26 protein-coding genes are annotated in these 23,991 nt (G+C 74.2%); 10 read left to right on the top strand and 16 right to left on the bottom strand.

The window, feature by feature from the left end; all coding sequences use genetic code 11:
• Positions 1–43 precede the first annotated feature (43 nt).
• Together AB0J86_RS31785 and AB0J86_RS31780 are read left to right on the top strand one after the other, a co-directional pair.
• Positions 44–883, top strand: coding sequence for an isocitrate lyase/phosphoenolpyruvate mutase family protein (locus AB0J86_RS31785; RefSeq protein ID WP_363861357.1), 840 nt, complete (start codon positions 44–46; stop codon positions 881–883).
• A 59-nt stretch (positions 884–942) separates the two neighbouring features.
• Positions 943–1,830 carry a serine hydrolase gene (locus AB0J86_RS31780; protein ID WP_363861355.1) on the top strand — a complete coding sequence of 296 codons (888 nt, stop codon included), beginning with the start codon at positions 943–945 and terminating at the stop codon, positions 1,828–1,830.
• On the opposite strand, the gene AB0J86_RS31775 is transcribed toward AB0J86_RS31780, so the two are convergent.
• The 5 genes from AB0J86_RS31775 to AB0J86_RS31755 all read right to left on the bottom strand — a co-directional run bounded on the left by AB0J86_RS31775 (position 1,827) and on the right by AB0J86_RS31755 (position 7,097).
• On the bottom strand, positions 1,827–2,855 hold the full coding sequence (locus AB0J86_RS31775) for a LysR substrate-binding domain-containing protein (protein WP_363861354.1): 1,029 nt from the start codon (positions 2,853–2,855) through the stop codon (positions 1,827–1,829). The genes AB0J86_RS31780 and AB0J86_RS31775 overlap by 4 nt on opposite strands.
• A 98-nt stretch (positions 2,856–2,953) precedes the next feature.
• Entirely contained in the window at positions 2,954–3,847 is an 894-nt protein-coding gene (locus AB0J86_RS31770) for a carbohydrate ABC transporter permease (protein WP_363861353.1), read from the bottom strand.
• Positions 3,844–4,893, bottom strand: coding sequence for an ABC transporter permease subunit (locus AB0J86_RS31765; RefSeq protein ID WP_363861352.1), 1,050 nt, complete (start codon positions 4,891–4,893; stop codon positions 3,844–3,846). Before AB0J86_RS31765 ends, AB0J86_RS31770 begins: the two co-directional genes overlap by 4 nt.
• A gap of 154 nt (positions 4,894–5,047) precedes the next feature.
• The gene (locus AB0J86_RS31760) at positions 5,048–6,358 is read right to left on the bottom strand and encodes a sugar ABC transporter substrate-binding protein (protein WP_363861351.1); all 1,311 of its coding nucleotides are present in this window, start codon (positions 6,356–6,358) and stop codon (positions 5,048–5,050) included.
• A 280-nt stretch (positions 6,359–6,638) separates the two neighbouring features.
• A complete protein-coding gene (locus AB0J86_RS31755; protein WP_363861350.1) occupies positions 6,639–7,097 on the bottom strand; it encodes an Lrp/AsnC family transcriptional regulator in 459 nt (152 codons plus the stop codon).
• 108 nt (positions 7,098–7,205) lie between these two features.
• Here AB0J86_RS31755 and AB0J86_RS31750 point away from each other — a divergent pair, with 108 nt between their 5' ends.
• The gene (locus AB0J86_RS31750) at positions 7,206–8,291 is read left to right on the top strand and encodes a Glu/Leu/Phe/Val dehydrogenase dimerization domain-containing protein (RefSeq protein WP_363861349.1); all 1,086 of its coding nucleotides are present in this window, start codon (positions 7,206–7,208) and stop codon (positions 8,289–8,291) included.
• Positions 8,292–8,469: 178 nt separating this feature from the next.
• On the opposite strand, the gene AB0J86_RS31745 is transcribed toward AB0J86_RS31750, so the two are convergent.
• The 4 genes from AB0J86_RS31745 to AB0J86_RS31730 all read right to left on the bottom strand — a co-directional run bounded on the left by AB0J86_RS31745 (position 8,470) and on the right by AB0J86_RS31730 (position 13,137).
• Positions 8,470–9,546, bottom strand: coding sequence for a hydroxyacid dehydrogenase (locus AB0J86_RS31745; RefSeq protein WP_363861348.1), 1,077 nt, complete (start codon positions 9,544–9,546; stop codon positions 8,470–8,472).
• Positions 9,510–10,271 (bottom strand): ThuA domain-containing protein, encoded by a 762-nt coding sequence (locus tag AB0J86_RS31740; protein WP_363861347.1) that lies wholly within the window; start codon positions 10,269–10,271, stop codon positions 9,510–9,512. The genes AB0J86_RS31745 and AB0J86_RS31740 overlap by 37 nt, the downstream gene beginning before the upstream one ends.
• On the bottom strand, positions 10,268–11,701 hold the full coding sequence (locus AB0J86_RS31735; RefSeq protein WP_363861346.1) for an aldehyde dehydrogenase family protein: 1,434 nt from the start codon (positions 11,699–11,701) through the stop codon (positions 10,268–10,270). The genes AB0J86_RS31740 and AB0J86_RS31735 overlap by 4 nt, the downstream gene beginning before the upstream one ends.
• A gap of 233 nt (positions 11,702–11,934) precedes the next feature.
• A complete protein-coding gene (locus tag AB0J86_RS31730; protein ID WP_363861345.1) occupies positions 11,935–13,137 on the bottom strand; it encodes an ROK family protein in 1,203 nt (400 codons plus the stop codon).
• 249 nt (positions 13,138–13,386) lie between these two features.
• Here AB0J86_RS31730 and AB0J86_RS31725 point away from each other — a divergent pair, with 249 nt between their 5' ends.
• The 4 genes from AB0J86_RS31725 (at position 13,387) to AB0J86_RS31710 (ending at position 17,143) form a co-directional block, all read left to right on the top strand.
• Positions 13,387–14,343 carry an ABC transporter ATP-binding protein gene (locus AB0J86_RS31725; protein ID WP_363861344.1) on the top strand — a complete coding sequence of 319 codons (957 nt, stop codon included), beginning with the start codon at positions 13,387–13,389 and terminating at the stop codon, positions 14,341–14,343.
• Positions 14,340–15,149 carry an ABC transporter permease gene (locus tag AB0J86_RS31720; RefSeq protein WP_363861343.1) on the top strand — a complete coding sequence of 270 codons (810 nt, stop codon included), beginning with the start codon at positions 14,340–14,342 and terminating at the stop codon, positions 15,147–15,149. Before AB0J86_RS31725 ends, AB0J86_RS31720 begins: the two co-directional genes overlap by 4 nt.
• 150 nt (positions 15,150–15,299) lie before the next feature.
• Complete coding sequence (locus tag AB0J86_RS31715; protein ID WP_363861342.1) at positions 15,300–16,511, top strand: histidine kinase; 1,212 nt, start codon at positions 15,300–15,302, stop codon at positions 16,509–16,511.
• The gene (locus AB0J86_RS31710) at positions 16,508–17,143 is read left to right on the top strand and encodes a response regulator transcription factor (protein WP_363861341.1); all 636 of its coding nucleotides are present in this window, start codon (positions 16,508–16,510) and stop codon (positions 17,141–17,143) included. Before AB0J86_RS31715 ends, AB0J86_RS31710 begins: the two co-directional genes overlap by 4 nt.
• Before the next feature lie 30 nt (positions 17,144–17,173).
• On the opposite strand, the gene AB0J86_RS31705 is transcribed toward AB0J86_RS31710, so the two are convergent.
• Together AB0J86_RS31705 and AB0J86_RS31700 are read right to left on the bottom strand one after the other, a co-directional pair.
• Complete coding sequence (locus AB0J86_RS31705) at positions 17,174–17,542, bottom strand: MTH938/NDUFAF3 family protein (RefSeq protein ID WP_363861340.1); 369 nt, start codon at positions 17,540–17,542, stop codon at positions 17,174–17,176.
• Between the two features lie 54 nt (positions 17,543–17,596).
• Positions 17,597–18,868, bottom strand: coding sequence for an erythromycin esterase family protein (locus tag AB0J86_RS31700; protein WP_363861339.1), 1,272 nt, complete (start codon positions 18,866–18,868; stop codon positions 17,597–17,599).
• A gap of 82 nt (positions 18,869–18,950) precedes the next feature.
• Between AB0J86_RS31700 and AB0J86_RS31695 the strand changes: the two genes are divergently transcribed.
• Positions 18,951–19,142: a DUF2795 domain-containing protein gene (locus AB0J86_RS31695; protein ID WP_363861338.1), complete on the top strand. Its 192-nt coding sequence runs from the start codon at positions 18,951–18,953 to the stop codon at positions 19,140–19,142.
• A 96-nt stretch (positions 19,143–19,238) separates the two neighbouring features.
• Here the strand turns inward: AB0J86_RS31695 and erm are convergent, their stop codons facing one another.
• The 4 genes from erm to AB0J86_RS31675 all read right to left on the bottom strand — a co-directional run bounded on the left by erm (position 19,239) and on the right by AB0J86_RS31675 (position 22,405).
• Entirely contained in the window at positions 19,239–20,012 is a 774-nt protein-coding gene (gene erm, locus AB0J86_RS31690) for an ErmE/ErmH/ErmO/ErmR family 23S rRNA (adenine(2058)-N(6))-methyltransferase (protein ID WP_363861337.1), read from the bottom strand.
• A gap of 486 nt (positions 20,013–20,498) precedes the next feature.
• A complete protein-coding gene (locus AB0J86_RS31685; RefSeq protein WP_363861336.1) occupies positions 20,499–20,621 on the bottom strand; it encodes a hypothetical protein in 123 nt (40 codons plus the stop codon).
• A gap of 91 nt (positions 20,622–20,712) precedes the next feature.
• On the bottom strand, positions 20,713–21,618 hold the full coding sequence (locus tag AB0J86_RS31680; RefSeq protein WP_363861335.1) for a Gfo/Idh/MocA family oxidoreductase: 906 nt from the start codon (positions 21,616–21,618) through the stop codon (positions 20,713–20,715).
• Between the two features lie 73 nt (positions 21,619–21,691).
• Positions 21,692–22,405 carry a hypothetical protein gene (locus AB0J86_RS31675; RefSeq protein ID WP_363861333.1) on the bottom strand — a complete coding sequence of 238 codons (714 nt, stop codon included), beginning with the start codon at positions 22,403–22,405 and terminating at the stop codon, positions 21,692–21,694.
• A 162-nt stretch (positions 22,406–22,567) separates the two neighbouring features.
• Between AB0J86_RS31675 and AB0J86_RS31670 the strand changes: the two genes are divergently transcribed.
• Positions 22,568–22,963, top strand: coding sequence for a hypothetical protein (locus AB0J86_RS31670; RefSeq protein ID WP_363861332.1), 396 nt, complete (start codon positions 22,568–22,570; stop codon positions 22,961–22,963).
• 112 nt (positions 22,964–23,075) lie between these two features.
• On the top strand, positions 23,076–23,432 hold the full coding sequence (locus AB0J86_RS31665; RefSeq protein WP_363861392.1) for a hypothetical protein: 357 nt from the start codon (positions 23,076–23,078) through the stop codon (positions 23,430–23,432).
• On the opposite strand, the gene AB0J86_RS31660 is transcribed toward AB0J86_RS31665, so the two are convergent.
• Complete coding sequence (locus tag AB0J86_RS31660; RefSeq protein ID WP_363861331.1) at positions 23,369–23,923, bottom strand: GNAT family N-acetyltransferase; 555 nt, start codon at positions 23,921–23,923, stop codon at positions 23,369–23,371. The genes AB0J86_RS31665 and AB0J86_RS31660 overlap by 64 nt on opposite strands.
• Between the last annotated feature and the right edge of the window lie 68 nt (positions 23,924–23,991).

Raw genomic sequence — 23,991 nt, 5'->3', positions numbered from 1 at the left:
TAAAACAGTACGGCCGGCGTGCGGGCCGGACCAGACTGCTGTCATGACCAACCACGCAATCACCGCCACCGAGCAGGTGGCCCAGGCCACGCTCTTCCGTACGCTGCACACCGGTGACCAGCCGCTGGTCCTCGTCAACGCCTGGGACGCGGCCAGCGCCGGCATCGTCGCCGCCGCGGGGGCCCGCGCGGTCGCCACCACCAGCGCCGGGGTCGCCTGGAGCCTCGGTACGCCCGACGGCGACACCCTCGACCGGGACGCCGCGGTGGCGCTGGTGCGGCGGGTGGCCGACGCGGTGACGGTACCGGTCAGCGCCGACATCGAGTCCGGCTACGGCGCGACCCCCGACGACGTCGCCGAGACCATCCGCGCCGTGCTGGCCGCCGGAGCGGTCGGCGTCAACCTGGAGGACGCCTGGCACGGCGGGAGCGCGCCGCTGCGCGAGGTCGCCGACCAGTGCGCCCGCATCGCCGCCGCCCGCGCCGCCGCCGACGCCACCGGCGTGCCGCTCTTCCTCAACGCGCGCATCGACACGTACCTCGGCGGCGGCGCCGACCTGACCGAGACGCTGGAGCGCGCCGGGGCGTACCTGGCGGCGGGCGCCGACGGCATCTTCGTGCCGGGGGTCGTCGACCCGGAGACCATCGGCACGCTGGTCAAGGAGATCTCCGCGCCGGTCAACGTGATGGCCGGCCCGGGCGCCCCGCCGGTACGGGTCCTCGCCGACCTCGGCGTCGCCCGGGTGAGCCTCGGCTCCGCGGTCGCCCAGGCGGCGTACGCGGTGGCCCGGCGCGCCGCCCAGGAGGCGTTCGGCGCGGGCACGTACGACTCGCTCACCGACGCCCTGGACTACCCCGAGCTGAACGGGCTGCTGCGGCGCTGACCCGCCGCCGGCACCGTTCCTCCCCGGCGGGACAATCGGGGGCCGAACGGGGAACGGGGGTGCGGGTGGCAGCCGAACTCGACGAGGTCGCGGCCCGGTTCGCGGCGGCCGGCGTGACCGGGCACGTGCACGTACGGGACGTCGACGACGCCGGGGCCGAACTGGGCCTCGGCGCGGACGAGCCGGTGGTGCTCGCCTCGGTCTTCAAGGTCCTGCTGGTCGTCGAGTACGCCCGCCAGGCCGCGGCCGGTCAGCTCGACCCGGCCGAGCGGACCCGGGTCCGCGCCGCCGACCGGCTCGGCGGGGTCGGCACGGCGGGCTGCTTCGACGAGGTCGACATCAGCTGGCGCGACCTGGCGCTCTTCGCCCTCTCGATGAGCGACAACACCGCCGCCGACCTGCTGCTGCGCCGGGTCGGGCTGGAGACCGTGCAGGATCTCGTCGCCGAGCTGGGGCTGGTGCGGACCCGCATCGGGGGCGGGCCCCGCCAGTCGGTCGAGTCGATGTTCGCCGACGTGGGGGCCGCCGACGCCGCCGAGTTCGCCAAGCTCTTCCCGACCCTGGGGCCGGAGCGGCTCGCCCGGCTGGCCGTGCTGGACCCGGCCCGGACCAACTCCGCCACGCCCCGCGACATGACCCGGCTGCTGTCGCTGATCTGGCGCGACGAGGCCGGTCCGGCGCAGGCGTGCCGGCACGTACGGGAGCTGATGGGCCGGCAACTCTCCTGGCACCGGCTCGCCGCCGGCTTCGGTGACGAGGTGGCGGTGGCCGCGAAGTCCGGCACGATCCTCGGGGTGCGCAACGAGATCGGGGTGGCCGCGTTCCCCGACGGGCGGCGGTACGCGATGGCGGTCTTCACCACGGGCGGCTGGGGCAGCCGGCGGCCCGACGTGGACGCCGCGATCGGGCAGGCCGCGCGGCTGCTGGTGGACCGGCTCCGCGCCTAGCCCGGATCCCGACCGGCCGGCGTGTGCTCGGACTCCCGACCGGCCGGCGTGTGCTCGGGGTAGACCACGTTCCAGGGTCGCGGGTGCACCACGTGCCAGGGTGGCGGCTGCGCGGCGGACGGGCTCGGCGCGGGCGGGTTGGCGTCCCGGAGCACCCGGGCGACGACCTCGGCGAACCGGGGCGCGGCCGGGTGCGCGCCGGCGGCCGGCCACGCCGCCGAGACGTGCCAGACCAGCGGGGCGCCGGCCAGCGGGCGCCACACCACGCGGGGCTCCCGCTGCGCGACCGCGCCCTGGTCGAAGGCGACCTCCTGACCCGCCGCGACCAGCCCGAGCAGGAACTCGGCGTTGGGGGCGGGCCGGACCCCGGTCGGGCGGAACCCGTGCCGGTGGCAGGCCAGCAGCGTCTCGTCGTACCGGCCGGGGGCGTCCTCGCGGGGAAAGAGCACGAGCCCGTGCCCGGCCAGGTCGGCCAGGGCCACCTCGGTACGCCGGGCCAGCGGCGACCGGCGGGAGAGCACCACCCCCGGCACGACGGTGGCGACCGGTCCGAGCGTCAGCTCCCCGGAGTCCACCGGGTGGTGCAGCACCCCGACGTCGAGGCTGCCGCGGTCCAGCAACCCGAGCTGCGCGCTGGTGGTGGCCGCCACGAGGTCGAGCCGTACCTCCGGCTCCTCGGCGGCGAACGCGGTGGAGAGCACCGCCAGCACGCTGCCCGCGGTGTCCGGCGGGATCCCCGCCCGCAGCGCCCCGGCCCGGCCGGCGGCGGCGCGGCGCACCAGCGACCGGGACGCCTCGACCCGGGCCACGATCTCGCGAGCCTCGTCGACCAGCACCTCCCCGGCCGGGGTGAGGCGTACCCGGCCGCCGCCGCGGTCGAACAGCGGGGTGCCGTACTCCTGCTCCAGCCGGCGGATGCGCTGGCTCAGCGGCGGCTGCGACATGTGCAGCCGGGCGGCGGCCCGCCCGAAGTGCAGTTCCTCGGCGACCGCGAGGAAGTACCGCAGGTGCAGCACCAGATCCACCCGGCCACCCTAACCGGCCGGAGAAACCGCAGGTCACGGGCTCGAACGGCCGGCCGGGTCGGGCGACGGGCGACCGGCCCGCCGCCGACCCCGGGCGGCTACTTGATCGCCCCGGTGACCAGGTCGATCCGCCAGTACCGCTGGAGGCTGAGGAAGAGCGCGATCACCGGTACCACCGAGAGCAGCGTCCCGGTGATCACCAGGGAGTAGAGCGACGCCTCGGCGGCGCCGTGCCGCAGCAGGCTGTAGAGCCCGACCGTGAGCGGGAACTTGTCGTCGCTGGTCAGCATCACGAACGGCAGCAGGAAGTTGTTCCAGATCACGATGAACTGGAGCAGGAACACGGTGATCAGACCGGGCAGCATGAGCCGCAGCCCGACCGACCAGAAGAGCCGGAACTCGCCCGCGCCGTCGATCCGGCCGGCCTCCAGCATCGAGTCCGGTACCGAGGCGGCGGCGTAGATCCGGCACAGGTAGATGCCGTACGGGTTGAACAGCTGGGGCAGGATCACCGCCACGAAGCTGTCGGTCAGCCCGAAGTGGGAGAGCAGCAGGTACTGCGGGATCGCCAGCACGATCTGCGGCAGCAGCACCCCGGCGAGGATCACGTTGAAGAGCAGCTTGCGCCCGTGGAACGCGTACTTGGCCAGGGCGTACCCGGTGGCGGCCGAGACCGCCGAGGCGAGGACCCCGCCGACCAGGGCGTAGAGGAAGCTGTTCAGCATCCAGCGCCAGAAGATCCCGTCCCCGTACGCGGAGAGGTCCCGGATGTTCCGGAACAGCGACCCGTCGAGGCTCGGCAGGTAGGTCGCGGTCGAGAAGAGGTCCGCGCGGGACTTCGTCGCCGCGACGAGGATCCAGAGCGTCGGTACGACGCAGTAGAGCGCGCCGAGCACCAGCGCCGCCGTCGGCAGCAGCGCGATGCGGCCCCGGTCGGACGACCGGCGGCCGGCGGAAGCCCGTACCGTGACCGCGCCGCTCACGCTGCTCACTTCTCCTCCAGCGAGACCCGGGCGGAGACGACCCGCGCGGCGACGAACGAGACGACCAGGGCCGCCACCGCGATCAGCGTCGAGGTGGCGGCGGCCTGGTAGATGTCCGAGTTGACGAACGCGTCGGTGTAGACCTTCATCAGCGGCACCCAGGTGGAGGAGATCGCGTTGGAGAGGGGTTTGAGGGTGTTCGGCTCGTTGAAGAGCTGGAGCGAGGCGAGCACCGTGAACAGGGTGCACATGGTGATCGCCGGGACCACCAGCGGCACCTTGATCCGCAGCGCGATCTGCAGCTCCGAGCTGCCGTCCATCCGGGCGGCCTCGTAGATCTCGGGCGGCAGCGCGCGCAGCGCGGTGTAGATGACGATCATGTTGAAGCCGACCGCGCCCCAGATGGCGATGTTGGCCACCGAGAAGAAGACGCTCACGGAGCCGAAGAAGTTGACGTGGTCGCCGCCGATCGGGCTGGTGGCCGGCAGGTACATGAAGCCCCAGAGCAGCGTGGCGATCACGCCGGGCACCGCGTACGGCAGGAAGATGGCCAGCCGGGTGATCCTCGTGAGCCGGGCCCGCGCGGTGTCCAGCAGCAGCGCGAAGAGCAGCGCCAGCCCGACCGTGCCCGGGATCGTGATCGCCCCGACCGCGAGCATGCGCAGCAGGCTCGCCCAGAGTTCGGAGTCGGCCAGCGCGTTGCGGTAGTTGTCCAGGCCGACGAAGACCACCTTGGAGCCGGCCCCCAGCAGCCCTCCGGTGACCTTGCGACTCTGGAAGCTCAGCAGCACCGCGTAGAGCCCCGGCGCCAGCACGAAGAGCACGAACAGCAGCGTCGCGGGCAGCACCAGCAGGTACGGCAGCCCGCTGCGCCGCTGCCCGCCGCGCGGTCGCCCGCGACGGGCGGAGCGGGCGGGGGCGGACCCGGGCGGGGTGGCGCCGGCGGTCGGGGCGCGGCCGGCGGGATCGGTGTCCGGGGCGGCGTCACCGTTCGTGCCCGCCCGACCGGCGGTGCCCGCCGGGGCGGGTGTGGGGCTCGGATCGGTCGTCGTCATGCTCCCACTTCCATGCGTCGTGGTCGGAGGGCTCGGTCTCGTGCCGGACCGGCCGGGCGGGTCCCGTCTCGCGCGAGCCCCGGACCGGCGGGTCCCGGGTCGGCGAGGGGCGGCCGGGCGGGCCCGGACCGGTGGTCCGGGCCCCGGGGAGGACCTAGCCGAGGGTGAAGCCCAGCTTCTTCATGTCGGCCACCGTGGCCTGCTGCATCGTGTCGAGCGCCGCGTCGAAGCTGCCGCCGGACTGCAGCGCCTGGCTGAAGGAGTCGGTGTAGCTGCGGAAGGTGACCGTCACGTTCGGACCCCAGATCGGGAAGCTGCGGGCCGAGGGGGCGACGTCCTTGACGATGGCGTTGAAATCGGGCTGGTTCGGGAAGAACGCGGGCGCCTTCTGCAGGATCGGCAGGGAACGCCCGGAGGTGGCGGCCGGGTAGATGTTGATCTGCTCGACCTGCGCGGAGACCGCCGCCTGGTCGGTGTTGAGCCAGGTGGCGAACTGGGCCGCCTCGGCCGGGTGCTTCGAGTCCGAGGTGACGGTCGTGGCGGAGCCGCCCCAGATTCCGGTGGTCTTGTCACCGGCGGTCCAGGCCGGCAGCGGCGCCACGGCCCACTTGCCCTTGGTGCCCGGGGCGATCCCGCCGAGCTGGGCGGGCGCCCAGGCCCCGGAGATCCAGGTGGCAAGGCTGCCGTCGTTCATCTGCTTGTTCCACTGCGGCGAGAACGACGGGTTCTTCAGCACCTCGCCCCGCTTGACCAGGCCCTCCCAGTACTCGGCCACCTTCTTCGACGCGGCCCCGTTGATGTCGACCTTCCAGGTGGTGCCCTGCGCGCTCCACCAGTCCGCCCCGGCCTGCTGCACCAGGCCCGTGAACCAGCCCGGGTCGGCCGCGTCGAAGTTGGTCATTGCCACGTTCGGCGCCTTCTGGTGCAGCGTCGCCGCCTCCTGGGCGTACTGCTCCCAGGTCGTCGGCACGGCGAGACCGTACTTCTGGAACAGGTCGACCCGGTAGAAGAGCATCAGCGGCGCGAAGTCCTGCGGGACGCCGTACACCTTGCCCTCGAACTTGGTCAGCTTCAGCGTGGTGTCGTCGAAGTCCGCCACCGCCGACTTGGTTTCCCCGGTGATGTCCCGGACGACCCCGTTGGAGACCAGGGCGGGCAGCGACTGGTACTCGACCTTGGCGATGTCGGGTCCGTTCTTCGCCTGGTGGGCCGTGATCATCTTGCTGACCAGTTGGTCACCGCCGGCCGGGTTGGTGAGCGTGACATGGATGTCCGGGTGGGCCTCGTTCCAGAGCGCCACGACCTTGTCCATGTTGGGATCCCAGTCCCAGAACGACAGCTCGACCTTGCCGCCGGCCGGCTTCTCCTCGGCGGTCTTGGACGGGTCCTTCTGACTGGAGCACCCGGCGGCGAACAGGAGGCCAGCCAGGAGCAGGCTGGCGACCTTGGCGGAGGTCTTCCTCATATCGGTTCCTCACTCGGTTCTGTCGACGAGCCCGTCCTGGCCACGGCCCCGGCTCTCGACCGTGCGACGCGGGGACGCCGGGTGCACTCACCGCGAAAGCCGGGGTCAGGGCTTCTCCTACGACTTAAGGTAAGTCGTGGGAAACGTGTGGTCAACCACTCCGTAAAAGATGAACCGACCGGCTGAGCCGACCGACTCAGCCGACCGGCGCCGGGCCGAGCCGCCGCCTCCCGCGGGGCCGGCTCCTTCGGGGCCGGGTCCTGGTCCGCGTTCCCCCGCGTTACGGGTCGAGCGGTTCGATGACCCGCTTGCGGGCGTGTTGGTAGATCACGGAGCTGCGGAACCCCACGATCTCGCGGCGTCCGCTGAACTTGTCCATGAGGAACGCGTGCAGGCTGTCCACGCTGGGCACGGCGACGTGCACGAGGAAGTCGTCACCGCCGGCCACGACGAACACCGACAGCACCTCGGGCAGTCCCATCGCGTACGCCTTGAAGCCCTCGATCACCGTACGGCTGAGCGGTCGGACCTGCACGTGCAGCAGAGCCTGGACGCCACGGTTGAGCGCGGCGAGGCTGATCTCGGCGTGGTAGCCGGTGATCACACCGCGCTCCCGCAACGCCCGTACGCGCTCCAGGCAGGTCGACGGCGCGACGCCGACCGCCTGGGCCAGTTCGCGGTTCGTCTGCCGCGCATGTGTCTGCAGGTGCTCGACGATCGCCGAATCAAGTTCGTCCACGGCCGGGATTATGCCGGACCGTCCGAACATCGTTCGGCCACGACGAGCCTGGGCCCTCCGTCTGACTACCGTCGAGCCGTTCCAGCCGGTCGAACGACAGGAGTCAGCATGCTCTCAGCCGCCGTCGACGCCGCCCGCGAGCTGACCCACGAACGGGTCGTCGTGCAGCGGGGCGCCCGGTCCGGGTTGCCGATCGTCGTCGCGGTGCACTCCACCGCGCTCGGTCAGGCCATCGGCGGCTGCCGGCTGGCCCACTACCCGGACTGGCGCGACGGCCTCACCGACGCCCTGCGGCTGTCCGGCGCGATGTCCGACAAGTGCGCACTGGCCGGACTGCCCAACGGCGGCGGCAAGACCGTGGTCGCACTGCCACCGGGCCGGGTGCTCGACGCCGTCATGCGTCAGAGCGTGCTGCACGACGTGGGTGACGCGATCGCCAGCCTGGACGGCGCCTACGCCACCGGCCCCGACGTGGGTACCGGCCCCGACGACATGGCCACGATCGCCGAGCGGACCCCGTACGCGTTCTGCCGGCCGGTACGCGCCGGGGGCAGCGGCGACTCCTCGGAACACACCGCCGTGGGTGTGCTGGCCGCCCTGACCGCGCTCTGCGCCGAACGGTTCGGCTCGGCCGACCTCTCCCCGCGCAGCTTCGCGGTGCTCGGGCTCGGCCGCGTCGGCGGTCACGTGCTCCGCCTGCTCGCCGACGCCGGTGCCACGCTGGTGGTCAGCGACGTCGACGAGGGCAAGCGGGCGCTCGCCGACCGGCACGGCGCCACCTGGACCGATCCCCGGGACTGCCTGACAGCCGAGGTGGACGTCCTGGTCCCCGCCGCGCTCGGCGGCGTGCTGACCCCACGCTCGGTGCCGACGCTGCGCTGCGCCGCGATCGCCGGACCGGCCAACAACCAACTCGACGCTCCCGCCACCGCCGACCTGCTGCACGAGCGCGGCATCCTCTGGGCGCCCGACATCGTGGTCAGCGCCGGCGGCATCATCCACGCCACCGCCGTGGAACTGCACCACGAGACCTCCGAGCGGGCCACCGTCCGGGTGGGCGGCATCGGCGACACCCTCGCCGGCATCCTGCACACCGCCCGCGCCGCGAACTCGACGCCCGCGACCGCGGCCCGGTACCGCGCCGAGCAGCGCATGCGCGAGGCCCGCCGCCACCCGGCCGCCCACCGCCGATGACCCCGGGCAGCGCATGCGCGAGGCCCGCCGCCACCTGGCCACCCAGCGCCGGTGACCCCGGGCAGCGCGGCGACCACCGGGTACACCCGGCCTGATCGGGATCGCCGGCCAGGAACCAACCGGTAGGGTCACCGGGTCCGGGCGATGCCCGCCAGCCGCGCCCGTCGCGCCACCCGCGTCAGGCGATGCTCGCCAGCTGCTCCGGTCGTACCTCGTGCCGCAGCGGCTCCCCCGCGAGGAAGCGCAGCGTCTCGTCCACGGCGTGCGCGCCGAGCCGCACCAGTTCGGTACCGAGCGCGCCCGCGACGTGCGGCGTGAGCACCACGTTCGGCAGCCGCCACAGCTCCGAGTCGGGCGCCATGATTTCGGGCTCGGTCACGTCGAGCACCGCCGAGATCCGCCCGCCGCGCAGCTCGGCCAGGAGCGCGTCCTGGTCGACCAGCGAACCCCGGGCCGTGTTTATCAGCGTGGCGCCGGTACGCATCGCCGCCAGCCGCGCCGCGTCGACCATGCCCCGGGTCGCCTCGACCGCGGGCGCGTGCAGCGACACCACGTCGCTGCGGGCGAAGAGTTCGTCCAGTCCGACCGGTCGCGCGCCCAGCGCCGCCGCCTCGTCGGCGCCCAGGTACGGGTCGCTGACCAGCACCTCCAGGTCGAACGGGGCGAGCAGCTCCAGCACCCGCCGGCCGACCCGGGAGGCGCCGACCACACCGACTGTCTTGGCGTAGTTGCCCACGTCCGGGTACTCGCCGATCAGGTCGATCCGGTCCCGCCGCTCGCGGTACGCCCGGGCGAGCGCGGGTACCGCCTTGTTCGCCAGCAGCACCATCGCCAGCGTGTACTCGGCGACCGGCAGCGCGTTGGCCGCCGCCGCCGAGCTGACCCGCACGCCCCGGGCGAAGATCGCCGGCGTGACGTGCCCCTTCACCGTCCCGGCCGCGTGCACCACCGCGCCCAGCCGGGGCGCGTGCGACAGCGTCCGCTCGTCGATGACGGGGCTGCCCCAGCCGGTCAGCAGCACCCGGGCCCGACCCAGGCGCGCCCGCGCGTCGGCCGAGGTGAACTCCGTCAGCGGCGCGGCGAGGTCCACGTCGGCCACGGCCCGCAGCCGCCGCGCGACCGGGGGCGGGAAGAGCTTCGCCGGCAGCTCGGGCGACATGGCCAGCTCCACCCGGGGCCGTACCGCCGGCCGCCGGGCCTCCGGCGGTACGTCGGCCGTCACCGAGTCGTCGGGTCCGTGGCGCGGCTCGCCCACACCAGTCCCCTTCGGGTCAGCGTCCGGACGGCGGGCTGGCGCAGGTCCGCGAGCCGGTGCCCGAGCGCCGAGACGAAGACCCGGCCGGCGCCCCAGGTACGGGTCCAGACCACGGGCATCGGTACCGGTGGCCCCCCGTGCCCGCCGTCGGCCGGCGCGAAGACCGTGCTGGCCAGCACCTGGTTGTGCGCGTCGGTCAGCATCCAGTACTGCTCGGTGGCGATGGTGAAGTCGCCGATCCCACTCATGATCTGATGGTCCGCGCCGTCGGGTTCGACGACCACCTCGTACTCGACGAACTCCTCCGGGTGGAACAGGAAGGTCCCGCCGACCATCCGCAGGTAGTCCGGGCTGGTGGGAAACGTCGCGAGCACCCCGCCGTGCCAGCCGGCGAAGCCGGTCCCGGCGTGTACCGCGGCGACCAGCCCGGCGCTCTGCTCGGCGGTGAGCGTCCCCTGCGTCCAGCACTGCACGACCAGGTCGGTACGGGCGAGCAGGTCCTGGTCGAGGTAGACGTCCAGGTCCTCGGCAACGGTCACCTCGAAGCCGGCGTCCACCAGGTCCGGGCGGAAGAGTTCGGTGGTCTCCACCGGGGCGTGCCCCTCCCAGCCGCCCCGCACGACCAGCGCGCGGCGCCCCGGCCCGTCGGGGCCGGGCGTGGCGAGCCCGCCGTCCCGACCGGCCGGGCCGGCGCCCTGAGCGGGGTCGCCCGTCGCCCGGCTCATCGCCGGCCGTCCGGGTCGGCGGTCCAGGCCGGCAGGGTCAGCGGGGTACGCTGCACGCCGATCCACTGCCGCCGGGTGAAGCCCGGCATCTGGTTCTCCGCGCCGTGCCGCGCGTGGGCGTCGTTGACGTGCACCTCGCCGGCCTGCAACCGCTCCGCCACGGTCATGCCCCGGACCAGGTCGGCGGTGAAGACCGAGTTCATCAGCATCGGGTAGCCGTTGACCAGCTCGATCGCCTCGCGCTCGGAGTCGACCACCGTGATCGGGATGACCGGGCCGAAGATCTCCTCGGCGAAGGCCGGCATCTCCGGCGTGACGTCGGTGAGCACCGTCGGGCGGTAGAAGAGCCCCTCGTACGTGGCCCCGGTGGCGACCCGGGCGCCGAGGGCCACCGAGGGCTGCACGATCTGCTGGTGCACCCGGTCCCGCTGCGCCTCGCTGATCAGCGGGCCGAGGTCCACGCCGGGGGTCAGCGGGTCTCCGACGGTCAGGGCCGCGGCGCGCCGGGTGACCGCGTCGACGTACCGGTCGGCCACCTCGCGCAGCACGATGTGCCGGCTGGAGCTGATGCAGGTCTGCCCCTGGAACTCGTACGAGGCGATCATCGCGGCCGAGGCGGCGAGGTCGACGTCGGCGTCGTCGAGCACCACGAAGGCGTTCGAGCCGCCCAGTTCGAGCCGGATCGGGCGCAGATCGGCGGCGGCCGACGCGGCGATGGCGAGCCCCACCTGGCGCGAGCCGGTGAAGTCGAGCAGGTCCACCCCGCGGTGCTCGGCCAGGGCCCAACCGGCGTCCGGCCCGTCGCCGGTGACCACGTTGAGGACACCCGGCGGCAGGCCGGCGGCCTCGGCGGCCCGCGCGAGCACCTGACCACCGATGACCGGCGTCAGCTCGGCCGGCTTGAGCACCACCGTGTTGCCGAACGCCAGCCCGGGCGCGACCGCCCGCATCGCCAGGTTCATCGGGTAGTTCCAGGGCGTGATGATGCCGAGCACGCCGAGCGGTACCGCCCGGGACATGGAGAGCTTGCCCGCCTTGTACGGGGGCAGCAGGTCGCCCGCGTTCTCGGTGGCCTGTACCGCCGAGATGTCGAGCTGGCGGATGCTCGTACCGACCTCGTCCTCGGCCTTGGCGCGTACGCCACCGGTCTCGCGCATGCTCAGCAGCACGAGTTCCTCGTGGTGCTCCCGCAGGTAGTCCGCGAACCGGCGCAGGTAGGCGCCCCGCTCCGGCGCCGCCAGGGCGGCCCAGCCCGGCTGCGCCTCGCGGGCCGCGGCGACCGCCGCGTCCGCGTCCGTCGCGTCGCCCCGCGCGTAGGTGCCGATCCGCGCACCGGTCGCCTTCTCCCACACCGGGCCGGTACGCCCGCCGGCCGCCGGCCGGAACTTCCCCTGGATGTAGAGCTGGCCGTCACCGGCGGGAGTGGTCATGCGCGACTCCGTCATGGCTGCGAACGCGTCCGACAAGATCAAACGCTCTTATGTTAAGACTTAAGGTAAGTCGTAACTAGCAGCACGTCAAACCTTTCGGACCACGAAGACACCCATCGCCGGACGCGGAGATCCGCGTCGATCATGGACTTGTGGCGGTCACATAAACGGCCAAAGCCGGCAAACCGCCGACCACAAGTCCATGATCGACGCAGCAGGGCGCGGCGGGGAGCTCAGCGCGGGGCGTTGGCGGGGACGGGGCCACCCATGGCGAGGATGCGCACGACCGGCAGGGTGGCGGCGCCCAGCGCCACCGCGTCGCTGCCCAGCTCGCCGAGCTCGATCCGGAGCTGGTCGTACAGGTAGTAGAGGGCGTGGCGGCGGGCCGCGGCGCGCACCGCCGGCAGGATCACCGGTCCGATCGTCTGACCGGCCCAGCCCGCCAGCACGACCCGGTCGGGGCTCAGCAGGTTCACCAGGTTCGCGATCCCGATGCCCAGGTACTCCGCCGTCGAGTCGAGGACCTCCGCCGCCGGCCCCGGTACGGCCGCCCGGGCCGCCAGCTCGGCCAGCCGGGCCTCGGTGTCGGTCGCCTCGAACGGCTCGCTGCCGGGGCGCTCCAGGTAGCTGGTCAGGATCGCCTCGGCACCGACGTACGCCTCCAGGCAGCCCTGCGACCCGCAGCGGCAGGCGACGCCGCCGACCTCGACGACCGTGTGCCCCCACTCGCTGGTGGTGCTGGTCACCCCGCTGGCGTCCGGACCGGTGGCCAGGGCGGCGCCGACGCCGACGCCGAGCAGGGCGACGATGGTACGGCTCGTGCCGCGGCCGGCACCCCGCCACATCTCGGCCTGGCCGAGCGTACGGGCACAGTTGTCGATGTAGAGCGGCGCCCGCACGCCGCGCCGGAGCAGCTCGTCCAGGCGGACCCCCGACCAGCCCAGCGTGGGGGCGTAGACCAGGTTGCTCGGCCCGACGCGCGCCGCACCGGGCACCCCGACGCCGACCCCGAGCAGGCCGTCCGGGTCCACGCCGACCTCGGCCGTGACCTTCTCGATCCCGCCGAGCACCGTACGCGCCACCGACTCGGGCTCCAGGCTCTCCGCGATGGCGTAGGTGGCGGTGGCCCGGGCGCGCAGGGTCCAGTCGAAGAGCCCGACCTGGATGTGGGTCTCCCCGATGTCGACGCCCACGACGTCGCCGAACTCCGGCCGCACCCGCAGCAGCGCCCGGGGGCGACCCCCGTCGGAGTCCTCGGAGCCGACCTCGGCCACCATGCCGTCGTTGACCAGGTCCGAGACGACGTTGCTCACGGAGCCGGAACTCAGCCCGGAGGCGTGCATCAACTCCAGCCGGCTCGCCGCATCCTGGTGATAGATGTGCGTCAGCAGGGCAGCACGATTGCGCCGGCGCAGGTCACGCGTCGTATGGCGCATCGCAGGAGTCACAGGGACGATTCTGCCAGATTGGCCGGCGCGGACCGCCGGGCCGAGGCCGGCCCGGGACGGGCGAACGGCCGCCGCCGGCCGGCGCGGAGCCGGGCCAAGGGCGGGCCGAGGCGGCCACCGCCGGCCGGAGACCCACCACGATCAGGTCGGGGCCGGCGGGCCCGACTGACAAATGTCATGCCCGGGACATGATCGGCGACGGAGTACCGGACCCCCGGCGCGCGGGACCGTGGTCACATGACGACGACCACGCACCCGGCCGGCCGGCCGGCACCGGCGGGGAACGGCACCCCCGCCGTCGAGCTGACCCGGCTCACCAAGACCTTCGGCCCGGTCACCGCCGTGTCCGACCTCTCGCTGCGCATCGAGCCCGGCGAGGTGGTGGCCTTCCTCGGCCCGAACGGCGCCGGCAAGACCACCACCATCGACATGGTGCTCGGGCTCGCCCGCCCGACCTCCGGCACGGTACGGGTCTACGGCCAGTCCCCCGCCGACGCCATCGCGCTCGGCCGCATCGCCGCCGTGATGCAGACCGGCGGCCTGCTCAAGGACCTGACCGTGGCCGAGACGGTACGGATGACCGCCTCCTTCTTCGGCCAGACCCGGCCGGTCGAGGAGGTGCTGGAGCGGGCGGGGATCACGGAGATCGCCGACCGGATGGTGGGCAAGTGCTCCGGCGGCCAGCAGCAGCGGCTGCGCTTCGCGATGGCCCTGCTCCCCGACCCGGACCTGATGATCCTCGACGAGCCCACCACCGGAATGGACGTGGAGGGGCGCCGGGACTTCTGGAACGCGATCCGGCAGGACGCCCGCGGCGGACGCACGATCCTCTTCGCCACGCACTACCTGGAGGAGGCCGACGCGTACGCCGACCGGATCGTGCTGGTCCGGCAGGGCCGGATCGTCGCGGACGGCACCAGCGCCGAGATCAAGAACCTGGCCGCCGGCCGGCTCGTCCGCGCCACGCTCCCCGGCGCCGACCAGGTCGGGCTCGCCGCGCTGCCCGGCGTCGACTCCGTCGAGGTACGCGGCGACACCGTGCTGCTGCACGCCAGCGACTCCGACGCCGTCGCCCGGCACCTGCTGACCCAGACCGGGGCCCGCGACGTGGAGATCACCAGCCGGAACCTCGAAGACGCCTTCATCGCCCTGACCGCCGACCACGACCAGCCGACCGAGCGGAGTGCCCGATGACCACCGCCACCGCCACCAGCACCGGACCGACCACCGGGCGTACCGCTCCCCGCCGGCGCCCGCCGCTCGGCGGCTTCACCCTCACCGCGCTCGCGCTGGAGATCCGCCGGGTGCTGCGCAACCGCCGTACCCTCGTCTTCATCCTGATCATGCCGGCGGTCTTCTTCCTGCTGTTCGGCCTGCCGAACAAGGGGCAGAGCCTCGGCGGCGGCGCGTCGGCGACCGCGTACATCATGATCAGCCTGGCGGTCTACGGCGCGATGGTCGCCACCACCAGCGGCGGCGGCATGGTCGCCGTCGAGCGCGCGCTGGGCTGGAGCCGCCAGCTACGACTCACCCCGCTGCGACCGCCCGCGTACGTCGCCACCAAGGTCCTCACCGCGATGACCCTCGGCCTGGTCTCGGTGCTGGTCGAGTTCGCCGTCGGCGCCCTCGGCGGGGTACGCATGCCGCCGCACGTCTGGCTCCTCTCCGGCCTGGCCGCCTGGATCGGATCGCTGGTCTTCGCCGCCTTCGGGCTCTTCGTGGGCTACCTCGTCCCGGCCGAGAACGTCATGCAGTTCCTCGGTCCGATCCTCGCCATCCTCGCCCTGTTCGGCGGGCTCTTCGTCCCGCTGGAGGTGCTGCCGGACGTGATGCAGCAGATCGCCAAGTTCACCCCGGTGTACGGCGTGGGTGCCATCGCCCGCAGCCCGCTGACCGGCAGCGGGTTCACCCTCGGCGCCGTCGCCAACGTGGTGCTCTGGACCGCCGCCTTCGGCGCCGCCGCGGCCCGGCTCTTCCGCCGCGACACCCAGCGGGTGTGACGGGCGGTCGTGATGTCCATCCGTGACTCGGCCCGGTCGGCGCTCGCCGGCCGGGCCCCCCGGCCGTCGGCGACGCCGCTGCCGTCGGCCGTCGGCCGGCTGCGCCGCGCGTTGACGGCGCCGGACCCGTCATGGCCTAACGTGAACCAGGTGAGACCGTCCCTGTCCCCGTCCCCCTCGCCGGCCAGCGGGCCGGACCGGGCCGGTGGCCAGGGCGAGCCGGGCGGCCCGTTCGGACCACCCCGGCCGCGACTCGGCTGGCTGGCCGCGGCGGTCTGGCTCTTCTTCCTCGCCCAGCCGCTCAGCGCCGCCTGGCACCACCCGAATCCGGTCGCGCGCTACCTGGGGGTGGCCGCGCTGGTCGCCTTCGGCGCCTCGTTCGTGCTGGTCTTCGTCTGGAGCCGGCACGTGCGGCAGGCGTGGGAGGCGCCACCGACCCGGCCGGCCTGGGTCTGGCTGGGCGCGATGCTGGCGCTCGGGCTGCTCTCGATCCCGGGCGCCGGCGCCGACTGGCTCTCCACCCTGGTCTACATCGCGGCCAGCGCGGTGCTGCTGCTGCCCCCGCGACAGTCGCTGGTGGTGGTGCTGGTCCTGGTGGCCACGCCCCTGGTCTCCCCGCTGTTCGTACCGGCCTGGCAGCGCGACGCCGACGTCGCCTTCGCCGTCGTGCTGGCCGCCTTCACCAGCTTCGGCGTGCTGCGGCTGGCCGAGCGCAACCGGGAACTGCTCGCCGCCCAGCAGGAGATCCACCGGTTGGCGGTGGCCGGCGAGCGGGCCCGCGCCGCCCGCGACCTGCACGACATCCTCGGGCACTCGCTCACCGTGGTGGCGATCAAGGCGGAGCTGGCCGGGCGGCTGCTGGAGGTCGACCCCGGCCGCGCGGCCGGGGAGATCGCCGAGGTGGAGCAGCTGGCCCGGCAGGCGCTCGCCGACGTACGCCTCACCGTCGGGGTGTACCGGGAGGTGACGCTCGCCGGCGAGCTGGCCAGCGCCCGTTCGGCGTTGCAGGCGGCCGGCATGGTGGCCGACCTGCCGTCCTCGGTCGGGGAGCTGCCCCGCGACCGCAGCGAACTCTTCGGCTGGGCCGTCCGGGAGGGCGTCACCAACGTGGTACGGCACAGCGGCGCCCGGCGCTGCACGGTACGGGTCAGCGCCGACCAGGTCGAGATCCTCGACGACGGCAAGGGTCCCACGGGCGGTACCGACGAGTCCGGTACCGACGCGGGGCGGACCGGCGGCGGGCACGGCCTGCTCGGCCTGCGGGAGCGCGCGGAGCAGCTCGGCGGCCGGGTCACCGTCGGCCGGGCCGAGTCGGGGCGGGGCTTCCGGCTGCGGGTCAGCCTGCCCGCGGAGGCCCGATGAGCGAACCGATCCGGCTGTTGCTCGCCGACGACCAGGCGCTGGTACGCGGGGCGCTCGCCGCGCTGTTGTCGCTCGAACCGGACCTGACCGTGGTGGCCGAGGTCGGTCGCGGCGACGAGGTGGTGCCCGAGGCCCAGCGGACCCGGCCGGACGTGGCGCTGCTCGACGTGGAGATGCCCGGCCTCGACGGCATCGCCGCCACCGCCGCGCTGCACCGGTGCCTGCCGGCCTGCCGGGTGCTGGTGGTCACCACCTTCGGCCGCCCCGGCTACCTGCGGCGGGCCATGGAGGCCGGGGCGAGCGGCTTCGTGGTCAAGGACACGCCGGCCCGGCAGCTCGCCGACGCGGTCCGCCGGGTGCACGCCGGCCTGCGCGTGGTCGACCCGACCCTGGCGGCCGAGACGCTGGCCAGCGGGGAGAGCCCGTTGACCGAGCGGGAGACCCAGCTGCTGCGCGCCGCCCGGCACGGCGGTACCGTCGCCGACCTGGCCCGCCAGCTGCACCTCTCCGAGGGGACCGTACGCAACCACCTCTCCGCCGCGATCGGCAAGACCGGCGCCCGCAACCGCGCCGAGGCGGTCCGGATCGCCGAGGAGAACGGCTGGCTGCTCGGCGAGCCGGGTGCCCGGTGACGGGCGCGCCTCGACGGTGACCGGCGCGGCTCAGCAGGTGGAGTGGAAGAGTGCGCCGACCGGGCCCTCGGCGGCCAACCGGTGGTAGAGCTCGACCGCCTCCTCGGTACCGAGCGAGTGCACGGTGACCCGGTGCTGGCGCAGCAACGCCAGCGTGGCCGGGTCGACCTCCAGCCGCACCTCCAGGCCGCGCCCGATCACCACGCTCGTGGCGCCGTGGGCGAGCAGCTCCTCGACGTCGCCCGGCTGGACGCCGGGGCTGTGCCGGGTGCCGGTCTCGGACCAGTCCCACTCCCGGCCGCCGCCCGGGTAGAGCTTGAAGTCCTTGCCCTCGCCGAGCCCCTCGACCTCCATGCGCCCCCACGACACCGAGAGGACCCGCGGCGACCCCGACTCCATCCGCTCTCCCATCCGTAGTCCCCGACGCTCCACACCGGACAGCTCCGCCCCGGGTCAGACCCCCGCCGGGTACGTCTCCAGCTCGCCCGGAGCGGTCCGCGCCGCCAGCGGGCGCAGCGCGCTGCTCTGGTCGCACCAGACGAAGGCGTCGTACCGCCGCGCCAGCCGGGTCGGCACGTAGTTGCCCCACTGCTCGAACGACGGGTCGTAGACCACCCCGATCGCGCGGTGTTCCACCGGCCCGGCCAGCCACTCCGGTCCGGTGGCCGTGGCCGCCGCCGCTCCGGTCAGCTGGAGCAGGGCCCGCTCGGGCAGCGTCGAGTGCAGCCGGTGCTCCAGCGAGCCGGAGCGCGCGGGCGGTACGACCATCACCTCGGCGGGGGCGCCCCAGCGCGGGGCCGCGATCACGTTGCCCGCGTAGCTGCCGAACCCGACGAGCACGACGTCGTCCTCGCCGTGCCGTTCCCGGGCCAGCTGGCCGATGTTGGTCATGCCGTGCTCGGCCATGTCGGTCGCCCGCGCGTCGCCGACGTGCGTGTTGTGCGCCCAGACGATCGCCCGAGCCTCGGGTCCGTAGTGGACCAGCAGCCGGTCCAGGGTGTCCATCATGTGGGTGTCCCGCACGTTCCAGGACTCCGGACCGCCGGCGACCATGACCCGGTAGTAGCGCTCGGCGCGGGCGATCACCTCGGCGTTCTGCCAGGCCGAGAAGCGGTCCGGGCCGTCGCTGGCCGCCTGCGCCCGGGTACGCGCCAGCAGCCGGACCACCTCGTCCTCGCAGCGCGCCGAGACGAACCGGGCCGCCATCCCGTACTCCTCGATCCGGCGGCCGTACGGCTCGAAGCAGCGGTACGCCTCCTGGGCGGCCTCCAGCGAGTTCGGCTCCTCCTCGCCCAGGTAGTCGAAGATCGCCTGCATCGACTCCCAGAGGCTGTAGACGTCCAGCCCGTGGAAGCCGGTCCGGACCGGCTCGGCGCGCTCGGCGTTCCAGTCCCGCAGCCACCGGCAGAAGCGCGCCACCTCCGAGTTCGCCCACATCCAGGTCGGCCACCGCTCGAACCGCTCCAGGGCCGACTGCGGATCGGTGTCGGCGCCCGGCCGGCCGGTCACCGACCGGTGCACCCGGTCGCAGTCGGGCCAGTCCCCCTCCACGGCGACGAAGGAGAAGCCCAGCTCCGCGATCAGCCGGCGGGTGAGCTGCTCCCGCAGCCGGTAGTACTCGTGCGTGCCGTGGCTCGCCTCACCCAGCATCACCACCCGTGCCCGACCGATGCGCTCCAGCAACGGATCGAAGTCGCTCGGCCCTCCGAGCTGGTGAACCAGCATGGCAGCGGCTACCCGGCCCACCGCCCGACAAACCGGGGCCGATCGCGGTGTGGGGCCCGCCGTACCGGGTACGGAGGCCGGTATGGCGGTCAACGCGCTGCAGGTCCAGGAGTACACGGCGGGGCTCGACTTCCCGGTCTCCAGGGAGGACCTGATCCGCCGGGCCCAGGAGGCGGGGGCGGGTACGGCGATCCTCCAGCTGCTCCGCTCGCTGCCGGCGGACCGGTTCGACTCCCCCGCCGAACTCTCCGAGGCCCTCGCGGAGCTGGCCTGACGAAGGGCCGGACGGACCGGGTGGGCCGGGCCCACGATCCGAGCCGGGCCGCCCGCGACAGCCCGGCCCTTCGACGAGCCGGGCTGTCGCGCCGGGTCACCCCTGGTCAGCCGGTACCCGGGGCGGCGCGTGGAGCAGCCGGAACAGCGTGAGCCACTGCTCCGGCCAGACGTACCCGACCGGTGTGGCCGGGTCGAGGCGGGTGGCCCGGAACGCCGCGTCCAGCCGCCGCCTCGGGTACCCGCCGCGCAGCGACCCGTGCAGCGAGCCGCCGACGCCGCCGAAGCCGAGTTCGACCAGGCGCCGCCAGGCGGGCAGCGCCGCCGCCGGCAGCAGCGGTACGCTCCGCCGCTCCAGCCGCAGGATGCCCGCGTCGACGCCGGGTACCGGGCGGAACGCCGAGCGCGGCACCCGGCCCGAGAGCCGCCAGTGGTGGCCCGGCCAGGTCAGTACCGTCAGCCGGCTCCAGCGACCGTAGTCGCCGCTGCGCTTGCGGGCGTACTCCAGTTGGGTGAGCAGGGTGGCCGAGGTCAGCGCCGGCGCGCTCAGGCACCAGTCGACCACCCGGGCGGTCAGCGCCCAGGGGATGTTGCCGACCACGGCGAACGGCGCGTCGGGCGGGCGTACCCCGAGGAAGTCCTCGCCCCGGCAGGTGACGTTGCCGAGCGGCGCGCAGTCCGCCGCCAGCGCCCGTACCAGGTGCGGGTCGACCTCGTACGCCAGCACCCGCCCGCAGCGGGCGGCGAGCGCCCGGGTGAGCTGGCCGTTGCCGGCGCCCACCTCCAGCACCAGGTCCTCCGGTCCGGGGCGGGCGGCCCGGACCACCCGGGCGACGGCGCCGCGGTCGGCGAGAAAGTTCTGCGACAGCATGCGGCGGGACCGGTCCCGCTCGGTCCGCTGTCGGGACCGGCGCCCCGGCACCGGCCACGGCGCCGCCGACGCGGGGTCGCCCGCCGACGCGCGGTCCTTCGGCCCCGGGCGGTCCCTCGGTGGCGGGTCGCCCGCCGACGGGTGCTTCCCCGGTGTGTCGCGGTCGTGCGGTCGGTTCGATCGTGGGTGATGGGATGCCACAGCCGGTAGTCCTGTCTGCCGTCCGGCCGCTGCGGCGGGACGGCGGTACCGGACAGGCAGCCGGAGACCGGGCCTGTCCGAGCGGATCTGGACTCGGATGGCCCTGGCATGCGCTACGGGCGCGACGCGGCGCGTCGATCCCGGTGGGCGCGCCACCTTGCGGGCGGGCGCGGCGACGGGCACGCCCGATCCGGGCGGCGCGCACCGCCGGGCACGGCCGGACGGGGCGACGGACGAGAACGGTCGGTCGGCGGCGGCGTGGCGCCGCGGCCGGACGACCGGCGGTCAGACGGCGGTCGCGTCCTGGCAGGCCAGGGCGGGACGCCGGATCCGCGGGCGGGGCGCGAGCAGCTGCCCCGCGACGGCCGGCGTACCGACCGCGTCGATCAGGGCGTGCGTCGTGAACATGGCGGCCACGCTAGCGGCGGCCCGCCGGCCGGGCAACGCATTTCCACCCGGCCGCCGGACGTGCCCACCCGGCCGCCGGACGTGCCCCGGTTCAGGCGGGCAGCTCGACCGTGCGGGCCTGCGCCCGGGCCGTCTCGGCCGCGGCGAGGATCCGTACCACCTCGCGGCCGAACCGCACGTCGCAACGGTGGTCGCGGGTGCCCGCGTCGATCTCCTCCAACAGCTGGTCGAGCGCGAGGGTGAACGCCTCCACGGAGGTGCCCTCGGCCGCCGGGACCTGCTCGAACCCGTTCTCGCCGTAGAAGGTGAAGTCGAGGGCGCGCGCCGCCGGCGGGGCGTCCAGGGTGAGCGACAGCGTGCTCGCCGCGCCCTCCGCGTGCCCGAGCAGCAGGTGCACGGCGCCGCGCGGCCCGTCCAGGGCGGCCACCCGGACCACCGGACCGAGCACCGGCAGGATGATCGACAACGCGTGCGGGCCGACGTCCCAGAGGCCCCCGCGCTCCCGCCGCCAGGTCGAACCGCCGTACGGGCTGCCGGGCTGGAAGATCGACGCGAACATGGTTGCCCGGGCGCCGTGCCAGTCACCCGCGGCCGCCGCGGCGGCGACGAACCCGGCGACGGCCGGCCGGAAACGGTTGGTGAAGAAGACCACCGAGGCCACGCCCGAGCGCTCGGCGGCGTGCACGATCCGGTCGGCGGCGCGCTCGTCCAGCGCGATCGGCTTGTCCAGCAGCAGGTGCCGGCCGGCCGTGGCGGCGCGTACCGCGATGTCGGCCTGCACGTCCGGCGGCAGCGCCACCGAGACCACGTCGACCGCGTCGATCAGCGCGTCGACGTCCTCGAAGGCGCGCACCCCGTACCGTCCCGCCAGCGCGGCGGCCTTGGCCGGGTCCCGCCCCCACACCCCCGCCAGCTCCGCGCGGGGATGCGCCGCGATCGCGGCGGCGTGCGTCTCGGCGGCCCAGTGCCCGGTCCCGAAGAGTCCAAAGCGCGGCAAGGTCGACCTCCATGTCACCCGATCAGCACCAGTCTTGCCGATCGCCGTGCCGGGCGGGGCGAGTGGGGGTGGATCAGCGGCGCCGACGGCGGCTGTAGTGCTCGCTGGTGAGCAGGGCCTCGTGCGCCTCGGCGGCCCACGCGCGGGCCTCGTCCTTGAGCGCCTGCGCGGCGATCTCGGCCGCCCGGGCCGCCTGTTCGGCCCGGCGCAGCGTCGCCGCCGTCCGGTCGTGGACGCGCCGCGCCGCCGACAGCTGCATCCGGCACCGGTCCGCGGTCCGCTCCCGCTCGGCCTGGAGCGGGTCGCCCTCGCCGGTACGGCGCCACACCTCGCGCAGTTCGTGCACGGAGATGTCGCCCCGGCGGTACGCCGCCAGCGCCGCCCGCGACACCGCCCGCTCCCGGTCGCCGTCGGTACCGGCGCCCGCGCCCTCCGGTGGCCCCTCGGCCTCCTGCGCGGCGGCGAGTTCGAGCAGCTCCTGCCGCCCGGCCAGGGCCGCCGACATGGCCGCCTGGTACGCCCGTTCCGCGGCCTCCTGGGCGGCCCACGCCTCGTTCCGGGAGCGCTCGGCCACCGCCACCGCTACCCGCGCCTCGGCCGCCACGGCGATCGCCCGACCCGCCTCCGCCTGCACCGCGGCGGCGTGCGCGGCGATCGCCCGGGCGGCGGCCCGGAGCTGCTCCGGCTTCGGCCGCCGGCGCGCCGGCCGGTCGGCCATCACCGCGAGTACGAGCATCCCGAGCACGACGAGGGCACCGATGATCAGCAATAGCTGGATGCTGGTCAATTCCTTGATGCTCGTCGCGCCCACGCTGTTCGACCCCCGGGTACGCGTCAGCCAAGCCGGACCATGATGATAGACGCGGGTTTATCGCCATACCATCGGGGCGGACTTCACCCCGGATCACCGCATGTACGCTGTCCCGGTGATTTCGCACGGAGACCGGCCGTGACCAGTACCGCGGCGGCGGAGACACCGGTGGGCGGCGCCCTGGCGACGGTGACGATCGTGCTGTCGCTCGTACTCGCGGCCTGGAGCCTGCTGAGCACGGCCCGCAACCGGCCGCCGGACCGCTCCCACCTGGCCGGGCTGGCCCTGGTGGAGCTGGGCCTGCTGGCGCTGGTCGTCAACGCGGCCCTCGCGTGGGCCGGCGACAGCGGCCCCGGCGAGGCCGCCACCTTCCTCGGCTACCTGGTCACCATCGTCTGCCTGCCGCCGCTGGCCGCGGTACTGGCCCGGATGGAGCCGACGCGCTGGGGTTCCCTGATCGTCACGGTGATCTGCCTGGTCATCCCGGTGCTGATCGTCCGCCTCCAGCAGACCTGGCAGGTTCCCGGTGCCTGAGCCGGAACGGGCCACCGGCACCGGGGCGAGGTCGGAGCCGGCGGGCGGGACCGAACCGGCGGCCGGCAGCGACGGCACCGAGCGGGCCACGAACCGGGGACCCGGTCGGGTCCTGGTCGCGGTCTACCTGCTCTTCGCCGTCGCGGCCAGCGCCCGGGCCGGCGTCCAGATCGCCACGAAGTTCGCCGAGGCGCCGGTCGCGTACCTGCTCTCCGCCCTGGCCGCGGCGATCTACATCGCCGCCACGGTCGCGCTGGCGCGCGGCGGGACCACCGGCCGGCGGGTCGCGCTGGCCTGTTGCAGCGTCGAGCTGCTGGGCGTGCTGGCCGTCGGCTTCCTGAGCGTCTTCGACGCCGCGCTCTTCCCGGACGACACGGTCTGGTCCGACTTCGGGCAGGGGTACGGCTACGTCCCGCTGGTCCTGCCGGTGCTGGGCCTACTCTGGCTGCTGCGCCGGCCGCGCGGCTGAACCATCAGGTCGCGCTGATACCAGGTACCTGCCCTACCGCCGAGGTGCGCCGGGTCGGCGGGGCCGACCGGGACGAATCCGGCCTTGGTCAGCACCTTCTGGGATGCGACATTGTCACGGGAGGTGGCCGCCCGGAGCGTGCGCAGCCCGTACCGCGTCGCCGCCAGCCGGCACAGCTCCCGGACGGTCGTCGTCGCCACGCCGCGACCGGCGACGTGCCGCGCGACCCGGTAACCGAGTTCGGCGGTGCCGTCCTCGACGAAGATCAGGTTGAATCGGCCCAGGACCGAGCCGTCCTCGGCGACGAGCACGTGGTACGCGCCGAGGCCGGCCTCCTGCTCGGCCAGCAGGGCACTGTGCCGGTCGGCGAACCTCTCGTAGAACTCGTCGCCCCGGTCGGAGATCGAGGCGGCGAAGTAGGCGCGGTTCGCCAGCTCGAAGGCCAGGACCGCCGGGGCGTGGCCGGCGTGCAGCCGCTGCAGCTCAGGCACCGGCCGATGCTACGACGGCGCGCGCCGGGCCGGCCGCCCGGACGTCGGTGCCGCCCGCGCGGCCGGCA

This window comes from Micromonospora sp. NPDC049559, from assembly GCF_040676675.1.
Lineage (GTDB): Bacteria > Actinomycetota > Actinomycetes > Mycobacteriales > Micromonosporaceae > JBFAPK01.
Note: the sequence above shows the minus strand (reverse complement) of the source record. Positions and strands in the feature narration are given on the sequence as shown.